The 16,330-nt window shown below is 71.8% G+C and carries 15 protein-coding genes and 1 pseudogene; 6 read left to right on the top strand and 10 right to left on the bottom strand.

What is annotated here, in order from left to right; translation table 11 throughout:
* Positions 1–80: 80 nt before the first annotated feature.
* From LN251_RS19565 to LN251_RS19555, 3 genes are all read right to left on the bottom strand, one after another.
* Positions 81–686, bottom strand: a complete 606-nt coding sequence (locus LN251_RS19565; RefSeq protein ID WP_458245539.1) for a MarC family protein — start codon at positions 684–686, stop codon at positions 81–83.
* A gap of 48 nt (positions 687–734) precedes the next feature.
* Positions 735–1,592 carry a PHP domain-containing protein gene (locus LN251_RS19560; protein ID WP_458245538.1) on the bottom strand — a complete coding sequence of 286 codons (858 nt, stop codon included), beginning with the start codon at positions 1,590–1,592 and terminating at the stop codon, positions 735–737.
* Positions 1,593–1,701: 109 nt separating this feature from the next.
* Positions 1,702–2,343 (bottom strand): DUF6758 family protein, encoded by a 642-nt coding sequence (locus LN251_RS19555; protein ID WP_458245537.1) that lies wholly within the window; start codon positions 2,341–2,343, stop codon positions 1,702–1,704.
* 166 nt (positions 2,344–2,509) lie between these two features.
* Here LN251_RS19555 and LN251_RS19550 point away from each other — a divergent pair, with 166 nt between their 5' ends.
* On the top strand, positions 2,510–3,736 hold the full coding sequence (locus tag LN251_RS19550; RefSeq protein ID WP_458245536.1) for an MFS transporter: 1,227 nt from the start codon (positions 2,510–2,512) through the stop codon (positions 3,734–3,736).
* Between the two features lie 41 nt (positions 3,737–3,777).
* Here LN251_RS19550 and LN251_RS19545 read toward each other — a convergent pair whose 3' ends face one another.
* Complete coding sequence (locus LN251_RS19545; protein ID WP_458245535.1) at positions 3,778–4,362, bottom strand: suppressor of fused domain protein; 585 nt, start codon at positions 4,360–4,362, stop codon at positions 3,778–3,780.
* A gap of 508 nt (positions 4,363–4,870) precedes the next feature.
* Between LN251_RS19545 and LN251_RS19540 the strand changes: the two genes are divergently transcribed.
* Both LN251_RS19540 and LN251_RS19535 read left to right on the top strand, forming a co-directional pair.
* Entirely contained in the window at positions 4,871–6,001 is a 1,131-nt protein-coding gene (locus LN251_RS19540; RefSeq protein WP_383677712.1) for a magnesium and cobalt transport protein CorA, read from the top strand.
* A 23-nt stretch (positions 6,002–6,024) separates the two neighbouring features.
* Positions 6,025–6,537 (top strand): hypothetical protein, encoded by a 513-nt coding sequence (locus tag LN251_RS19535; RefSeq protein WP_458245534.1) that lies wholly within the window; start codon positions 6,025–6,027, stop codon positions 6,535–6,537.
* A 5-nt stretch (positions 6,538–6,542) separates the two neighbouring features.
* On the opposite strand, the gene LN251_RS19530 is transcribed toward LN251_RS19535, so the two are convergent.
* Positions 6,543–7,286 (bottom strand): hypothetical protein, encoded by a 744-nt coding sequence (locus LN251_RS19530; protein WP_458245533.1) that lies wholly within the window; start codon positions 7,284–7,286, stop codon positions 6,543–6,545.
* 212 nt (positions 7,287–7,498) lie between these two features.
* Between LN251_RS19530 and LN251_RS19525 the strand changes: the two genes are divergently transcribed.
* The 3 genes from LN251_RS19525 to LN251_RS19515 are packed head-to-tail and all read left to right on the top strand — an operon-like array spanning position 7,499 to position 10,554.
* Positions 7,499–8,794, top strand: coding sequence for a magnesium transporter MgtE N-terminal domain-containing protein (locus LN251_RS19525; RefSeq protein ID WP_058923396.1), 1,296 nt, complete (start codon positions 7,499–7,501; stop codon positions 8,792–8,794).
* On the top strand, positions 8,784–9,377 hold the full coding sequence (locus LN251_RS19520) for a DUF1003 domain-containing protein (RefSeq protein ID WP_362991655.1): 594 nt from the start codon (positions 8,784–8,786) through the stop codon (positions 9,375–9,377). Before LN251_RS19525 ends, LN251_RS19520 begins: the two co-directional genes overlap by 11 nt.
* A 43-nt stretch (positions 9,378–9,420) precedes the next feature.
* Positions 9,421–10,554, top strand: a complete 1,134-nt coding sequence (locus tag LN251_RS19515; RefSeq protein WP_458245532.1) for an Mrp/NBP35 family ATP-binding protein — start codon at positions 9,421–9,423, stop codon at positions 10,552–10,554.
* A 70-nt stretch (positions 10,555–10,624) separates the two neighbouring features.
* Here LN251_RS19515 and LN251_RS19510 read toward each other — a convergent pair whose 3' ends face one another.
* The 5 genes and pseudogenes from LN251_RS19510 to sigE form a co-directional block, all read right to left on the bottom strand.
* Positions 10,625–11,290: a hypothetical protein gene (locus tag LN251_RS19510; protein ID WP_058923399.1), complete on the bottom strand. Its 666-nt coding sequence runs from the start codon at positions 11,288–11,290 to the stop codon at positions 10,625–10,627.
* A 227-nt stretch (positions 11,291–11,517) separates the two neighbouring features.
* Positions 11,518–11,958, bottom strand: a complete 441-nt coding sequence (locus tag LN251_RS19505) for a sec-independent translocase (protein WP_458245531.1) — start codon at positions 11,956–11,958, stop codon at positions 11,518–11,520.
* Between the two features lie 203 nt (positions 11,959–12,161).
* Positions 12,162–14,328: pseudogene (locus tag LN251_RS19500) on the bottom strand (trypsin-like peptidase domain-containing protein).
* Positions 14,329–14,448: 120 nt separating this feature from the next.
* Complete coding sequence (locus LN251_RS19495; RefSeq protein WP_458245530.1) at positions 14,449–15,459, bottom strand: anti-sigma factor family protein; 1,011 nt, start codon at positions 15,457–15,459, stop codon at positions 14,449–14,451.
* Entirely contained in the window at positions 15,456–16,160 is a 705-nt protein-coding gene (sigE, locus tag LN251_RS19490; protein WP_351474699.1) for an RNA polymerase sigma factor SigE, read from the bottom strand. The genes LN251_RS19495 and sigE overlap by 4 nt, the downstream gene beginning before the upstream one ends.
* Positions 16,161–16,330: the final 170 nt, after the last annotated feature.

Raw genomic sequence — 16,330 nt, 5'->3', positions numbered from 1 at the left:
TGAAGCTTCAGAGCCCCCGTACGGCACGGATGCCGTACGGGGGCTCTTTGCTCGCGGAGGCATCCCGCCGGGCGAGGGGCTCAGGTGCCCTTGATCACCTGCGTGACGCCGTTGATGATCTGCTGCACGGCGATGGCGGACAGCATCATGCCCGCGAGCCGCGTCACGAGGACGACGCCGCCGTCCTTGATGATCCGGATGATCAGCAGCGAGTAGCGCATGACCAGCCACAGCACGACGTGGATGGCGAGGATCGCGCACCACACCGACACCTGCGTGGCCACGCTGTCGGCCTTCTGCACGGCGAGGATGACGGACACGATCGCACCGGGACCGGCCAGCAGGGGCATGCCGAGCGGCACGAGGGCGACGTTGACGTCCTTGGTCTGCTTCGGTTCGTCGGTCTTGCCGGTGAGCAGGTCGAGGGCGATCAGCAGGAGCAGCAGCCCGCCCGCGATCATCAGCGCGGGGACGGAGACGTGCAGGTAGTTCAGGATCTGGTGGCCGAGGACCCCGAAGACGGCGATGACCCCGCCCGCCACGCAGACGGCCTGGAAGGCCATGCGCTTTTGCACCTTGCCGGGGCGTCCGGCGGTCAGGGCGAGGAAGATCGGGGTGATCCCGGGGGGATCCATGATGACGAAGAGGGTCAGGAACAGGGAGCCGAAGACGGCGAGGTCGAACATGAGGGCCTTGCTGGAGTGACGAGGGTGAGCGGGGTGGCGGGGGCGGGCTCAGGCCCCGCCGGTCCCGGGCACGGGGAACGCCCCGGTCGCCCGCCGCGTGATCTCGCCGTACACCTCGGGGTCGGTCGTGTACTCGCCGAGGACGCACGTCTTGCGGCTGCCGTGGTAGTCGCTGGACCCGGTGACGAGCAGTCCCAGCTCCCCCGCGAGACCCCGCAGCCGGGCCCGGGTGTCCGGGTCGTGGTCCATGTGGTCGACCTCGATGCCGTCGAGTCCGGCGGCGGCCAGCTCGGCGATCGTCGCCTCGGGCACCGTACGGCCGCGCTTGTGGGCGCCCGGGTGCGCGAAGACGGTGACCCCGCCCGCTGCCTTGACCAGCCGGATCGCCTCGAAGGGGTCGGTCTCGTGCTTCTCGACGTAGGCCCGGCCGCCGTCGGCCAGCCACTCGGGGGTGAACGCGTCGCTCACGGTGGGCACCACGCCCAGCTCGACGAGCGCGGTGGCGAGGTGCGGCCGTCCGACCGAGCCGTCCCCGGCGATCCGCAGCACCTGCTCCCAGGTGACCGGCACGCCGAGCCCGTTCAGCTTGGCGACCATACCCTGGGCGCGGGGCACCCGGTCGTCCCGCACGAGCTCGCGCTCGGCGAGGAGGGCCGGCTCGTCGGGATCGAAGAGGTAGGCGAGCATGTGCAGGGAGACGCCGTCGACGCGGCAGGACAGCTCGGCCCCGGTCACGAGCATGAGGCCCGCGGGCAGCGCGGCAACGGCCTCGGCATGGCCGCGGGTGGTGTCGTGGTCGGTCAGCGCGACGACGTCCAGCCCGGCCGCGGCGGCGTTCCGCACCAGCTCGGCGGGGGTGTCCGTACCGTCGGAGGCCGTGGAGTGGGTGTGCAGGTCGATGCGCACGCGGCGGGCTCCAGGCGATGACGGGACGGAACGGGACGCTCAAGGATAACCGGATTTACGGCCTCCTCTGTCACACCCGAATCCGGCATGCGCCCCCTACAGCTCGCCCTCAGGGTTTCAACAGCCTGGGTGACAGCGCGCCGCAGGGAACCAGTTCGACCTCCGCCCCCGCGTCCCGCAGATCCGTCAGCACCAGCTCGTCGTACATCAGCAGTCCGGACTGCTCGGGCCACACCACGGCCCACAGCCACAGCCCCCGCGCCTCTCCGGCGAAGACCGCGCGGTCGCCGGGGCTGCCGGAGACGAGCCACAGCGGGGTCGGCCGGCCGCCGGCGAGCACCTTGGTCTGGGGTGGCTTCTCGACGTCCAGGTACGGCCCCGGGTCGGGTCCTTCGACGCCCGCGTACCGCGCGCCGAGACCGACGCCCAGCTCCTCGGCGACGAGGATCAGCTCCCCCATGCCGCCGAGCGGGCCCGGCCCCGAGCAGGCCACCGCCGTGGCGCGGCCGCCGTGCCGGTCGTCGCCCGCGCAGGCCACGCCCGTGAACAGCCAGCCGACCGGCAGGGGCCACGGCATCCACACCGGCACCTGCGTGCGGTGCACCACGACGCTGAGGGCCTCGACGCTGGGCGGGACCACGGGCTGCACCGGGTGAACGGTGCCGTGCACATCGCACTGCCAGGAATCGGCGAAGAGTCCGGGAGCCCTGACCCGGCCACCGCACTTCGGGCAACTGGGTTCGCCCCTCATAGGGCCCCACGGTCCTACCCCTGCTCCCCCACGTCAAGGACGATCACCCGTCCGGACGGAACCGTTCACGACAAACCCCACGCAAAATTAGATGCTGATTGCATTAATTAGCTGCCCTAACTTAGTATGTGTATAAGCCAACCATCTGAGTGGAAGTGGAGGACGCATGGCTGACCCCTTCGACGCGGGAGCCGGCGGCATCCTGCGGCAGCCGAAGGCCGTCTGGGCGACGGCCGGCGCGTCCGTCGTCGCCTTCATGGGCATCGGACTCGTGGACCCGATCCTGCCGTCCATCGCCCAGGGCCTCGACGCCTCCGCGAGTCAGGTCTCCCTGCTCTTCACCTCGTACTTCCTGATCACCGCCGTGGCGATGCTGCTGACCGGCTTCGTCTCCAGCCGCATCGGCGGCCGGAAGACCCTGCTGCTCGGCCTCGCCCTCGTGGTCCTCTTCGCGGGCCTGGCCGGCACCTCCGGCTCGGTCGGCGAACTGGTCGGCTTCCGCGCCGGTTGGGGCCTCGGCAACGCGCTGTTCGTCTCGACCGCCCTCGCGGTCATCGTCGGCGCGGCGGCGGGAGGCAGCGCGGCGGCGATCCTGCTCTACGAGTCCGCCCTGGGCCTCGGCATGGCCTGCGGCCCGCTGCTGGGCGCGGTGCTGGGCGACGTCAGCTGGCGCTACCCGTTCTTCGGCACTGCCACGCTGATGGCGGTGGGCTTCCTGTGCATCACGGCGTTCCTCAAGGAGCAGCCGAAGCCGGCCCGCAAGACCTCGGTCCTCGACCCGATCAGGGCGCTCGGCCACGGCGGGCTCGCCTCCGCCGCCGCCTCCGCGTTCTTCTACAACTACACGTTCTTCACCGTGCTGGCCTTCACCCCGTTCGTGCTGAACATGACCCCGTACAGGTCGGGTGCCGTGTTCTTCGCCTGGGGCCTGCTGCTGGCCGTGTTCTCGGTGGTCGTCGCGCCGCGCCTGCAGGAGCGGTTCGGCTCGCTGAAGGTGCTCGGCGGCTCGCTGGTGCTGCTGGCGGTGGACGTCCTCGTCCTCGGCTACGGGGACCACACCACCGCCGTCGTCTGCACGATCCTGTCCGGCGCCTTCATCGGCGTGAACAACACCGTCTACACCGAGCTGGCACTCGGCGTGTCGGACGCGCCGCGCCCGGTGGCGAGCGCGGGCTACAACTTCGTGCGCTGGTTCGCGGCCGCCGCGGCGCCCTACTTCGCGCCGAAGATCGAGGAGTGGACCGACATCCACGTCCCGTTCCTGGTGGCCGCGGTCACCGCGGTCCTGGGCGCGCTCGTCGTCCTCGTACGGCGTCGGGCGCTCACCCACGACGCGGAGGAGGCGGAGACCGCGCACGCCACCGAGGACGGTGTCACGGTGTTCGCCAACTGACCCATCGCGGACGCCGGTTGGTGAGCTTGCTCACCCGTCGGTCAGTCCAGCGGGACGGACCTCCGGGACGGGTCCCTGAGGTCCGTCCCGTGCGTCAGCCAGCGCTCCTGGAGGACCTGGGCCCCGTGCACGCGCTTGAAGGCCGCCTCGTTCGCCGTCATGGGCAGCAGCGGCAGGAAGCGGACCGGGTCGAGGGGCTCGTCGAGCACGAGGTCCTCGACCAGACCGCCGGGCTCGGCGACCAGGACGGAGCTGAACGGCGCGCCGGGCCAGAGCGGTTCACCCACCTCCAGCGAGGCCCCCGGCGCCACGATCACACCCTCGACCTGCGGGGACGCGGCGAGGACGGCGAGCGGGCGCAGCGCCTTGTCGGTGTCGGCGAGACCCGCGCGCACCGAGAGGACCAGTTCGGCGCGCGGCCCCTTGACCGGGTCGGCGAGCACCGCGGTGGGGTCGCTCATCGGCTGCGCCGACATGCCGAGGGTGGCGTAGCGGACGATGTCGCCCTCGTGGAAGCGGAGGACCTCGATGCGGTCCGTACCGAGGAAGGTGACCGCCGCGCGGGCGTCCGGTTCGCCGAGCGCGGTGCGCAACCTTGCCTCGACCAGAGGAAGAACATCAACCATGCGGCGAGCATAGAACTCGTCAGTAGCGGGCAAAGCAGCACCTTGACACTTTGGGCGGCTGATACTCTGGCCCGGTCGTCGGGGCAGCACGCAGATAGGGGTACCGCCCAGGCCGTTCAGGCACTGGGGGAGTCGCGATCGAGTCCCGACACTGTGGAACTCCCTTGCGGGAGTGGATCGTCCCTTACGAGGGACCGGCCGGAGGAGGTGGGGCTGTCATGGATCGAAGTCACCCGTGCAGTACCACTCGCTCTTCCCGCCGCTGATGTAGCTGGTCCGGCTCTGGCTGACCGCCTCCTTTCAGGTCTGCGTCCTCACGCGGAAGAGCACTTCGTCTCGCCTTGCCTGATCTGTCCGATCTGAATCAGCAGCGAAACCCGCCACCGCGACGGTGCGGTGCTCCCCGCTTTGTGGACGTGCCAAACACCCACGGCCCAGGACGTCCTCATTCCGGGCAGTTCCATCCGTCGACGGCGCCCTTTCGTTGCCTGCCACGAAGGAGCCAGCCATGTCGATGATCCGTGACCTCCGCGCCGCGGTCCGCCCGACCCGCCCCTCGCTGCGCAAGAGCGCGCTGCACCTGGACAACGGCGGCTACGACACCACCCGTGACCCGGCGACCCCCTCGGCCGTCGTCGACTGCGCCGTCTACCGCGACGGCGCCCGGGTGCAGACCCCGCAGCCGATGACCCCGCACGAGGCGATGCGCTCGGTGCGCCGCGACGGGGGCTTCGTGTGGATCGGGCTGCACGAGCCGACGGAGTCCGAATTCTCCGGCATCGCGAGCGAGTTCGGGCTGCACCCGCTGGCCGTGGAGGACGCCGTCCAGGCCCACCAGCGGCCCAAGCTGGAGCGCTACGACGACTCCCTGTTCACCGTCTTCAAGACCATCCACTACGTCGAGCACGACGAGCTCACCGCCAACAGCGAGATCGTGGAGACCGGTGAGGTGATGTGCTTCACCGGGAGGGACTTCTTCATCACCGTCCGGCACGGCGGCCAGGGCTCGCTGCGCGCGCTGCGCCACCGCCTCCAGGACGACCCGGAGCTGCTCGCCAAGGGCCCCTCGGCGGTGCTGCACGCGATCGCCGACCACGTCGTCGACGGCTATCTCGCGGTGGCGGACGCCATGCAGGACGACATCGACGAGGTGGAGACCGAGGTCTTCTCGCCGGGCCGCGGCGGTGTCGCGCGCGGTGTCGACTCGGCGCGGATCTACCAGCTCAAGCGCGAGGTGCTGGAGTTCAAGCGGGCGGTGTCGCCGCTGCTGCGGCCGATGCAGCTGCTGAGCGAGCGGCCCATGCGGCTGATCGACCCCGACATCCAGAAGTACTTCCGGGACGTCGCCGACCACCTGGCGCGCGTCCAGGAGCAGGTCTTCAGCTTCGACGAGCTGCTGAACTCCATCCTCCAGGCCAACCTCGCCCAGGCGTCGGTCGCGCAGAACGAGGACATGCGGAAGATCACCGCGTGGGCGGCCATCATCGCCGTCCCGACGATGGTGACCGGGGTGTACGGCATGAACTTCGACTCCATGCCGGAACTGCACTGGCACTACGGCTACCCGACGGTCCTGTGCGTCACGGTGGCCCTGTGTGTGGGCATCCACCGCAGCCTGAAGCGGAACGGCTGGCTGTGAGACGGCCTGGATAGGCTGAGCCCATGACAAGCGAGCTGCTCGACCAGGCCCTCGTCGAGGAGGCCACGAAGAAGTCCGGCCTCATCTGGGTCCGGGGTGCCGGGGTGCCGGCCCGTGCGCTGTGGCACGTGTGGCACGAGGGTGCCGCCTGCGTGGTCGGCGACGGTCCCGGTGAGCAGCCGCTGTCCGGGCTGGCCGACGGCGGCCCGGCCGAGGTGACCGTGCGCAGCAAGGACAAGGGCGGCCGGCTGGTGACGTGGCCGGCGACGGTCGTGGAGCTCGCGTCCGGGTCCGAGGCGTGGCAGGCCGCGGTCGCCGAACTGAAGGGCAAGCGTCTCAACGCGCCCGACGGAGAGGCGATGCCGGAGCGGTGGGCGCGCGAGTGCCGGGTGCTGCGCCTGGAACCGGCGGGGACGCCGACGCCCCTGCCGGACGGCTCTCTGGCCGAGGCGCCCCTGCCGACCCCGGCCACCACACGCCGACCGGTCCCGGCGGGCCTCCCCCGACTGCTCTTCAAGAAGAAACGCGGGCGCTAGCCGTTTCAGGACGTCGGCAGCTGTTTGCCGTAGTCCACCGTCTCGCTTCTGTCCGGCTCGCTGAGCGCGAAGTCCTTGTCCCAGGCGGAGAAGGTCAGCGTGCCCGCGCCGCCCGCGCGTTGCAGGCGCAGCGGGTACGGCTTGCCCTCCAGGGAGACGTCGAGGGTGCCGCCTGAGCCCTTGTCACCGGTGATCCGGATGGTGCGGGTACCCGACTGCTCGTGATGACCGTCGGTCGCGAGGGACCCGTGCAGGGTCAACAGGCCTTCGAGGAGGACGTCCTTGTCCGTGAAGCCGCTGAACCGCTTGTACGAGGGGTCGCCCTGGGGCACCTTCACGTACTTGCCGTCGAGCTTGCCCGCACTCGTGGCGGCCGTGCCGCCGTCGGCGTGGTTCCAGAAGCCCGCGCCGGCCTTGAGGTACAGCTTCCCGCCGATGCGCAGCAGGCCGAAGGCGACGCCCTTGGAGGTCACCGAGCCGGTGCCGCCGTCCGCCTTCAGCCGCATGTCGAGGGTGTACGTGCGCCCGTTGGTGACCACGGTTCCCGCGAGCCGTACCGTCCGGGCCGACTCGGCGGCCGCCCGGGTCCGCGACTGGATCTGCGCGGCCGACAGCTTGCCGACCCCGTTGGTGCCGGCGTCGGGGTCCTCGCTGCATCCCGTGAGGAACCCCGTGCCCGTCACGACCAGGGCGCACATCACACCCAGCAGCGTGGTCCGGCGGATACGGTCCTGGGGGATCACAGACACAGGTGGGGCTGCCTTCCGGTCGCGGGACGTGAGCGGCGTACGGCAGCGTACCGGGGGCCTGCCGGCCCGGGCGGAGGGAGTCCGTCCGGACCTCCCACCAGGGCGGCCGCGATCGTGACGGGCTAGCCTGAAGCCCACCGGAGTGGGCAAAGCGGAAAAGGAACACAAGCCGAAACACCCGTAGCGAACTTGTCAGAAAAGGAGGCGCGGCCATGGCAGCGGGCGCCCCCCGGATCTTCGTCTCGCACCTCTCCGGTGTCGCCGTCTTCGATCCCAGCGGCGACCAGGTGGGCCGCGTGCGCGATCTGGTCGTCATGCTGCGCGTCGGGCGGCGGCCCCCGCGCGTGCTCGGGCTGGTCGTCGAACTGTCCACCCGGCGCCGCATCTTCCTGCCGATGACCCGGGTGACCGGCATCGAGTCCGGACAGGTCATCACCACCGGTGTGCTCAACGTCCGCCGCTTCGAGCAACGGCCCACCGAGCGCCTCGCGTTCGGCGAGCTCCTGGACCGGCGGGTGACGCTCGTGGAGACCGGCGAGGAGGTCACCGTCCTCGATCTGTCGGTGCATCACCTCGCAGCCCGCCGCGACTGGGAGGTCGACCGCGTCTTCGTCCGCAAGGGCAGGAAGGGCAGCGCCTTCCGGCGGGCCAAGGGCGAGACGCTGACCGTGGAGTGGTCCGCGGTGACCGGCTTCTCCCTGGAGGAGCACGGACAGGGCGCCGAGAGCCTCCTGGCCACCTTCGAGCAGCTGCGCCCGGCCGACCTCGCGAACGTCTTGCACCACCTGTCCGCCAAGCGGCGCGCGGAGGTCGCCGCCGCCCTCGACGACGACCGCCTGGCCGACGTCCTCGAGGAGCTCCCGGAGGACGACCAGATCGAGATCCTCGGCAAGCTGAAGGAGGAGCGGGCGGCGGACGTCCTGGAGGCCATGGACCCCGACGACGCGGCCGACCTGCTCGGCGAACTGCCGGAGGACGACCAGGAGCGGCTGCTGAGCCTGATGCAGCCCGCCGACGCGGCCGACATGCGGCGCCTGATGGCGTACGAGGAGCACACGGCGGGCGGTCTGATGACCACCGAGCCGATCGTGCTGCGGCCGGACGCCACCGTCGCCGACGCCCTGGCCCGGGTGCGCAACGCCGACCTCTCCCCCGCCCTCGCCGCCCAGGTCTACGTCTGCCGCCCGCCGGACGAGACCCCCACCGGCAAGTACCTGGGCACGGTCCACTTCCAGCGCCTGCTGCGCGACCCGCCGTACACCCTGGTCAGCTCGATCATCGACGACGACCTGCAGCCGCTGGACCCGGACGATCCGCTGCAGGTCGTCGCCGGGTTCTTCGCGACGTACGACATGGTCGCGGCGCCCGTGGTGGACGAGTCCGGGTCGCTGCTGGGCGCGGTGACCGTGGACGACGTCCTCGACCACATGCTGCCCGAGGACTGGCGGGAGACGGAGTTCCACCTGGACGACGAGGACACCGAGGGGGTGAGCGCGCATGGCTCCTGAGCGCGAGAGCACACGTGAGCGGACCCCGGCGGGCGCGACGGCGAGCACACGGCCGCGACCCCGGCTGGACCAGCCGCGTCCGCCGCGCCGGCGGCTGGTGCCCGAGTGGGACCCGGAGGCCTTCGGGCGGCTGTCGGAGCGCATCGCGCGCTTCCTGGGCACCGGGCGGTTCATCGTCTGGATGACGGTCGTCATCATCATGTGGGTGGCGTGGAACGTGTTCGCGCCGAAGGACCTGCGCTTCGACAACTACCCGTTCATCTTCCTGACCCTGATGCTGTCCCTGCAGGCCTCCTACGCCGCCCCGCTGATCCTGCTCGCGCAGAACCGGCAGGACGACCGCGACCGGGTCAACCTGGAGCAGGACCGCAAGCAGAACGAGCGTTCCATCGCCGACACCGAGTACCTGACCCGGGAGATCGCCGCCCTGCGCATCGGCCTCGGCGAGGTCGCCACCCGCGACTGGATGCGCTCCGAGCTGCAAGATCTGATGAAGGAGCTGGACGGCCGCAAGGACGGGCATCACGAACATGCCGTATTCCCGGCAGAACGGCCGCGGGCACGTGACGTAGACGACCGGTGACGGGCTTACCCGGGCCCGGCCACCGAGCCGTACCATCGTTCCTATGGCTAGCGAAGACGCGGTGCGCGAGGCACTGGCGACGGTGAACGACCCCGAGATCAACCGCCCCATCACCGAGCTCGGGATGGTCAAATCGGTGGAGATCGGGGCAGACGGCGCGGTCGCGGTCACCGTGTACCTGACGGTCTCCGGCTGCCCGATGCGCGAGACGATCACCCAGCGCGTGACCGAGGCGGTCTCCCGGGTGGAGGGCGTCAGCCGTGTCGACGTCGTGCTCGACGTGATGAGCGACGAACAGCGCAAGGAGCTGGCCAACGCCCTGCGCGGCGGCCAGGCCGAGCGCGAGGTCCCCTTCGCCAAGCCGGGCTCGCTCACCCGCGTGTACGCGGTCGCCTCCGGCAAGGGCGGCGTCGGCAAGTCGTCGGTGACGGTGAACCTGGCGGCGGCGATGGCGGCGGACGGCCTGAAGGTCGGTGTCGTGGACGCCGACATCTACGGCCACAGCGTGCCGCGCATGCTGGGCGCCGACGGCCGTCCCACCCAGGTCGAGAACATGATCATGCCGCCGTCGGCGAACGGCGTGAAGGTCATCTCCATCGGCATGTTCACCCCGGGCAACGCGCCGGTCGTGTGGCGCGGCCCGATGCTGCACCGCGCGTTGCAGCAGTTCCTCGCGGACGTCTACTGGGGCGACCTGGACGTCCTGCTGCTGGACCTGCCCCCGGGCACCGGCGACATCGCGATCTCGGTGGCGCAGCTGGTCCCGAACGCCGAGATCCTGGTCGTGACGACCCCGCAGCAGGCGGCCGCCGAGGTGGCCGAGCGGGCGGGCTCCATCGCCGTGCAGACCCACCAGAAGATCGTCGGCGTGGTCGAGAACATGTCCGGCCTGCCCTGCCCGCACTGCGGCGAGATGGTCGACGTCTTCGGCACGGGCGGCGGCCAGTCGGTCGCCGACGGCCTGACCCGCACGACGGGCGCGACGGTCCCGGTGCTGGGCAGCATCCCGATCGACGTCCGGCTGCGCGAGGGCGGCGACGAGGGCAAGCCGGTGGTCCTGACCGACCCCGACAGCCCGGCGGGCGCGGCCCTGCGCGGCATCGCGGGCAAGCTGGGCGGCCGGCAGCGGGGTCTTTCGGGGATGTCCCTGGGGATCACCCCGAAGAACAAGTTCTAGATCGTCGCCCTCGGGGCGCGGGGAACTGCGCGGCCAGCCACTCACGGCCCGCAGTCCCCCGACCGGCACGTCACGCGTACGAGCCGATGTCCTTGATCATGGCGAAGCCGAGCCCGTACGCACTCATGCCCCTGCCGTAGGCGCCCACGTGCACGCCTTCCTGCGTGGAGCCGGCGAGCACCCAGCCGAACTCCGACTCGCGGTAGTGGAAGGGCGTGGGCACGCCGTCCACCGGCAGGGAGAGCGTCGACCACTCGGGGCCCTCCAGGTCGTCGGCCAGCGCCCAGGCCGTCTCGGTCTGCTGCTCCAGCCAGTCGTCCCGCAGGGTGTGGTCCATCTGGCCGGGCCAGGTGAACGACAGCAGTCCCACCCCCGCCAGCCACGCCGCGGAGGAGACCGACGTGGCCTCCAGCAGGCCGGTGCCGTCGGCGCTCCTGCGGGAGGGGTTCGCGGCGACCGTCACGACGACCGCGAACTTCTCCCGCGGCTCACCGGTGCTGCCCACCTCGTTCTTGACCGAGGGCTCGTCGCCGTGCCCGATCGACCCGTGCTCGACGGCTCCGTCGGCCGCCGTACCGACCTGCATCAGCCAGCGCGGTCCCGTGAACGCCTCGTCGAGGCCGTACCACGGGAAGGGCGCCTGCAGGTAGCCGTCGACCGTGCGCCGGGCGGAGGGGACGTGTTGTCCGCCCTCCGCGGCCGGCGCCTGCGCGACTGCCTGACTCGTCGTCTCCATGTGCCCGGACGCCTCCTCGCTCTCGTCGGACCGGAGCGGCCCGCCCCCCTTCGGGCTGACTCGTCCGGTCCGCACAACAACTCGGCAGCATAGCCACCCCGCTCCGGACAGCCGGGAAACCGCCCGCCGCGTGGGGCGGCGAGGGGGGTCGGTTCAGGCCGTGCGAGGGCGGCACCGAGTATGAAACGCGTCACGTACGACGGCTTCCGGGCCCTCAGCCGTACGGCTCAGGTGGCGTCCGCGTCGAAGGGCGGACGGCCGTCTTCCTCGGGCTTCTTCGTCATGTCGACGCGACCGCCGACAGGGCCGGCAGAACCGTTCGCGGCCGACGGGGCGGAGTCGGCGTCGTAGGTCTGCACCGCCTCGGTGACCTCGGCCATCTCCTTCTTCAGGTCGAAGCCGTTGCGGATCTCCTTGAGCCCCAGGTCGTCGTTGTCCAGCTGCTTGCGGATGAACGTCTTGGGGTTGAGGTCCTCGAACTCGAAGTCCTTGAACTCGGGGCCGAGTTCGGACCGGATGTCCTGCTTGGCGCTCTCCGAGAACTCCCGGATCTTGCGGATGGTCCGCATGACGTCCTGGATGACCTTCGGGAGCTTGTCCGGACCGAAGACGAGCACGGCAAGGACAACGAGCGTGACCAGCTCGAGCGGTCCTACGTCATTGAACACCTGAAGCTCCTAGCGATGTCCTCGGTCCTCGGCCCTCGCGGTCTGTGCGGTCTTCCGTGGTCCGGGCCGGGTCCACGGTACCCGGCCATCCTGTACGACCGGTACCGTCCCGGGGCCTTGGAATGTGGCCGCGTGTGCGGTTTTGGGGGTTGTTTGCCTTGTGGGCGCAGGTTGCGGGGCGCGCCTGTGAGGTTCGTGTCAGATCAGCCGCTGCCGGAGGAGCCGAGCACCAGGAAGATCCTCTTCTCCTTGCCGTCCCGCCGCAGGGTCACCTCCAGGCGGTCGCCGGGGCGGTGGGCGCGGGTCTTGACGATCAGTTCCTCGCCGGAGTGGACGGGCTGGCCGTCGACGGCGGTGATGACGTCGCCGGGCTCGATGCCCGCCTTGTCGCCGGGGCCGCCCGCGGTGACGGCGGAGCCGCCGCCGGAGGCCTTCGTGCCGACGCGGGCGCCGTCGCCGGTGTAGCTCATGTCGAGGGTCACGCCGATGACCGGGTGGGTGGCGTGGCCGGTGTTGATGAGCTCCTCGGCGACACGCTTGGCCTGGTTGACGGGGATGGCGAACCCGAGGCCGATCGAACCGGCCTGCCCGCTGCCGGAGTCCGAGCCGTCGTCGGCGGAGCGGATGGCGGAGTTGATGCCGATGACCCGGGCCCTGCGAGTCGAGGAGGGGGCCGCCGGAGTTGCCGGGGTTGATCGGCGCGTCGGTCTGCAGGGCGTCGACGTAGGACACGTCGGTCCCGTCGGCACTGTCGCCGCCGGCCGTGATGGGCCGCTCCTTGGCGCTGATGATGCCGGACGTGACCGTGCCCGCCAGGTCGAAGGGGGCGCCGATGGCGACGACGGGGTCGCCGACCTGGACGTTGTCGGAGTTGCCGAGGGGCATGGGCTTCAGGCCGCTCACCCCGCTCACCTTGACGACGGCGAGGTCGTATCCGCTGTCCCGGCCCACGACGGTGGCCTTGGCGGTCTCGCCGCTGTTGAAGGTGACGGTTATCCGCCCGCCGGATCCGGCGGGCTCGACGACGTGGTTGTTGGTGAGGATGTGCCCGAGGCCGTCCAGCACGAAGCCGGTTCCGGTACCGGATTCCTCGGCGCCGGTCACATGCAGGGTCACCACGCTGGGCAGCGCCCGCGCGGCGATCCCGGCCACGCTGTCCGGCGCCCGCCCGGCGGGCTCCTTCCCGGCCTGCGGCAGCTCTACGGCGCCCACGCCGCCGTTCCGCTCCAGATACGCCCCGATGACCCCGCCGACGCTTCCGGCCACGAGGGCGAGCACCAGGGCCCCGAGCACCAGGACCCTCCGCCCGCGCCGCGGCGGCCGGCCGCCGCGCGACGCACCGGACTGCTGGAGGGGACCGGGCGTGGGGGCCTGCGCCCACGGGTCGTAGTTCCGCCAGGGGTCGGCCGACGGCACCTGGGCCATGCTGGGCGGCCCTTGCTGGACGGCGTCCGCCCCAGGCGGCCCCGCCGGGACCGGCTGCGCACCGGGATCCGGCAGGGGCGCGGAGGCCGCCGTGCCGGGGGGCGGCGGGGTGGTCGCGCCGTGCGGCAGCGGGGTCGTCGCGCCGTGCGGCGGCGGGGTCGTCGTGCCGTGCGGCGGTACGGCCGCCGGGTGCTGGAGCGGCGAGGCTGCGGCAGGGGTCGCCGGGCCTAGAGGTGCGGGGGTCGCCGTGCCATGCGGGGCCGGGGCCGCCGTGCCGTGGGCCGGTGTGGCCGCGCCGTGGGGCGCCGGGGCCGCCGCGCTATGCGGCGCCGGAGTCGTCGTGCCGTGGGGCGCCGGGGCCGCCGTGTCGTGGGCCGGTGTGACCGTGGCCGCGCTGTGGGGCGTCGGGGCCGCCGTGCCGTGCGGCGCCGGAGTCGTCGGGCCGTGGGCCGGTGTGGCCGCGCCGTGGGGCGCCGCGCCGTGGGGCGCTGTCCCATGAGGCACCGGGGTCGCCGGGTGTTGGACCGGTGGGGCGGGGGCCCAGGGGCCGGGCTCGCCGTACGGCGGGGTGCTGTAGGGGTCGGGGTCGTGCAGCGGCTTGCGCAGCTCCAGCGGCGGGGCTGGGGCGGCGGTCGCCGCGTGAGCGGAGTCGGCCGCCGGGGCCGTCGCCGGAGCGGGGTGCGCCGTGGGAGCCGGTGCCTCCGGGGCCTGGCCGTCCGTCGGTGTCTCGGCGGGCCGGGCCGTATCGACGTCGCCCCGTACGCCGGACGCGTCAGATCCTTCCCCTTCGGCGGCAGCCGTTTCCCGGGGGCGCTGCAGCTCGAAGTCGCCGTCGGCCCCCGGCACCGCCGGCCGCTGGAGTTCGAAGTCGCCGTCGGTGTCGGCAGCGGCCTGACGGCCCGTGCGGTTCCACCACTTCGGCTTCGTCGGCTTCCCCTCGTCCATGCTCTCCCCACAGCTCACCGCGGCACGGACCTCACGGTGGCCGCGGTTCGTCGACTCCGCGCCCGGCTGCCCGCCGTGGGCACGGCCCACCCCGGATTCAACCAGGTTCGCGGAGCCGGGTCAGCGGGAGGAGGCGGACGGGGAGGGAGGAGAGTCCGGGCCGGGGACGGGCGCGGTGAGGACGCCGGGACGGGTCACCTCGGGGACGGTCGACCACGAGGTCAGGGTGAGCGGTGTGGACACGGTGAGCGGACGTATCAGCGGGGACATCACGGCCGCGCCGGCCACCACGGGGGCGGTCAGCGTGTGCAGTGTCTGCTGCTCGGCGCCCGCGGGACGCGGCACTCCCGACAGCAGCGGCGCGGACGCCTCGGTGGGCGCCACCGGGGTGTCACCGAGTGAGGTCCGGCCCTGCTGGGCGAGGAGCGGGCCGACGTTCCTGCGCCGCTGCTCGGGGGCCGACGCGGCTCCCGAGCCCTGCGTGCGCGCCGGCGTCACGTTGCTGCCGGCGCCCGTTCCGCCGCGCGCGTCCGCGGCGGTGACGGTCGGTGTGCCGGTCGTGACCCCGCCCAGCGCGATCGCGGCGAGCGACACCGCGCCGGCGGCGACGAACGCGAACCGCATACCGCGCGAGGACGGACGGTCGTTCTCGTGACGGCTGACGTCGTGGATGCGGAATCCCCGGCCGGCGTCGCGCGGACCGGAGGCGGGCAGGGCGGGAGCCGTGTGCGACCCCGGCCCCGAGGGGACGTAGTCGAACGCGAAGCGGTCGCCGCGCTTCAGGCCGAAGACCCCGGTCGTCGCTGCGCCCGGGAGGCGTCCTGGCAGTCCGGCGAATCCACCCCCGTCGAACGGCGTGCCACCGCCGTCCGGGTCACCTCCCGCGGGAAGTCCCTGGAGTCGGGCCAGGAAACTCTCGGACGGGGGTGGCGGGGCCGCCTCCGCGAAGACGTTCTTCAGTCGGCGCTGCGCGTCCGCCTCCGCCTTGCACCTGGCGCAGGTGGCCAGGTGGGCGAGGACCCGCTCGCGCGTCTCATGTCCGAGCTCTCCGTCCACCAGGGCGGAGAGCCGGTCTCCCAGATGCTGTTCGGCCAGGCGGCGTTCCGCCGGGTTGGGTCGTGATCCACTCACGCGGTCGCGCCCCCTCCCCCCAGAGCGGCCACCCGGGGCACGAAGGAGCGGCGCTCGGCCGCCCGGGCCTCGGGTGACCGGTGCGCGAGGGCCTTGCGCAGCTGAGAGCGGCCGCGGTGGATCCGGGAGCGGACCGTGCCGAGCTTGACGCCCAGGGTCGCGGCGATCTCCTCGTACGACAGTCCTTCGATGTCGCACAGGACGACCGCGGCGCGGAACTCGGGCGCGAGGGTGTCGAGGGCCTGCTGGACGTCCGCGTCGAAGTGGGCGTCGTTGAAGATCTGCTGGGGGTTGGGCTCGCGGCTGGGCAGCCGCTCGGCCGCGTCCTCGCCGAGCGCGTCGAAGCGAATGCGCTGCTTGCGGCGGACCATGTCCAGGAAGAGGTTGGTGGTGATGCGGTGCAGCCAGCCCTCGAAGGTGCCCGGCGTGTACGTCGACAGGGAGCGGAAGACACGGACGAAGACCTCCTGGGTGAGGTCCTCGGCGTCGTGCTGGTTGCCGGTCAGGCGGTAGGCCAGCCGGTACACCCGGCCGCTGTGCATGCTGACGATCTCCTCCCAGGTGGGCGGAGTCCACGCCTGCCCGTCCGCGTCGGTGGAGAACGTCGCGGTCTGGGCGTGGTCAGCGGCGTGGCTGGGGTCAGCAGCGGTGTCGTTCACGGATTTCGGCCTGCCCGCTGATCCGAGGAAGCGCCGCAGCACTCCACCCCGATCCCCGTTGGGCGCGGCCGCACCTCCCCTGTCATCTCTGGTGGTGTCCAGTGGAGCCCCTACCATAGCCACCTCGCCCGTTAGGACCGGATAAGCGGTTTTACGAGAATTTGATCTGGGCTGATACGGCTCGGCCCGCTGCGTCCGCAGCTGCTCGGCCG

The organism is Streptomyces sp. MAI_2237 (assembly GCF_054189285.1).
Note: the sequence above shows the minus strand (reverse complement) of the source record. Positions and strands in the feature narration are given on the sequence as shown.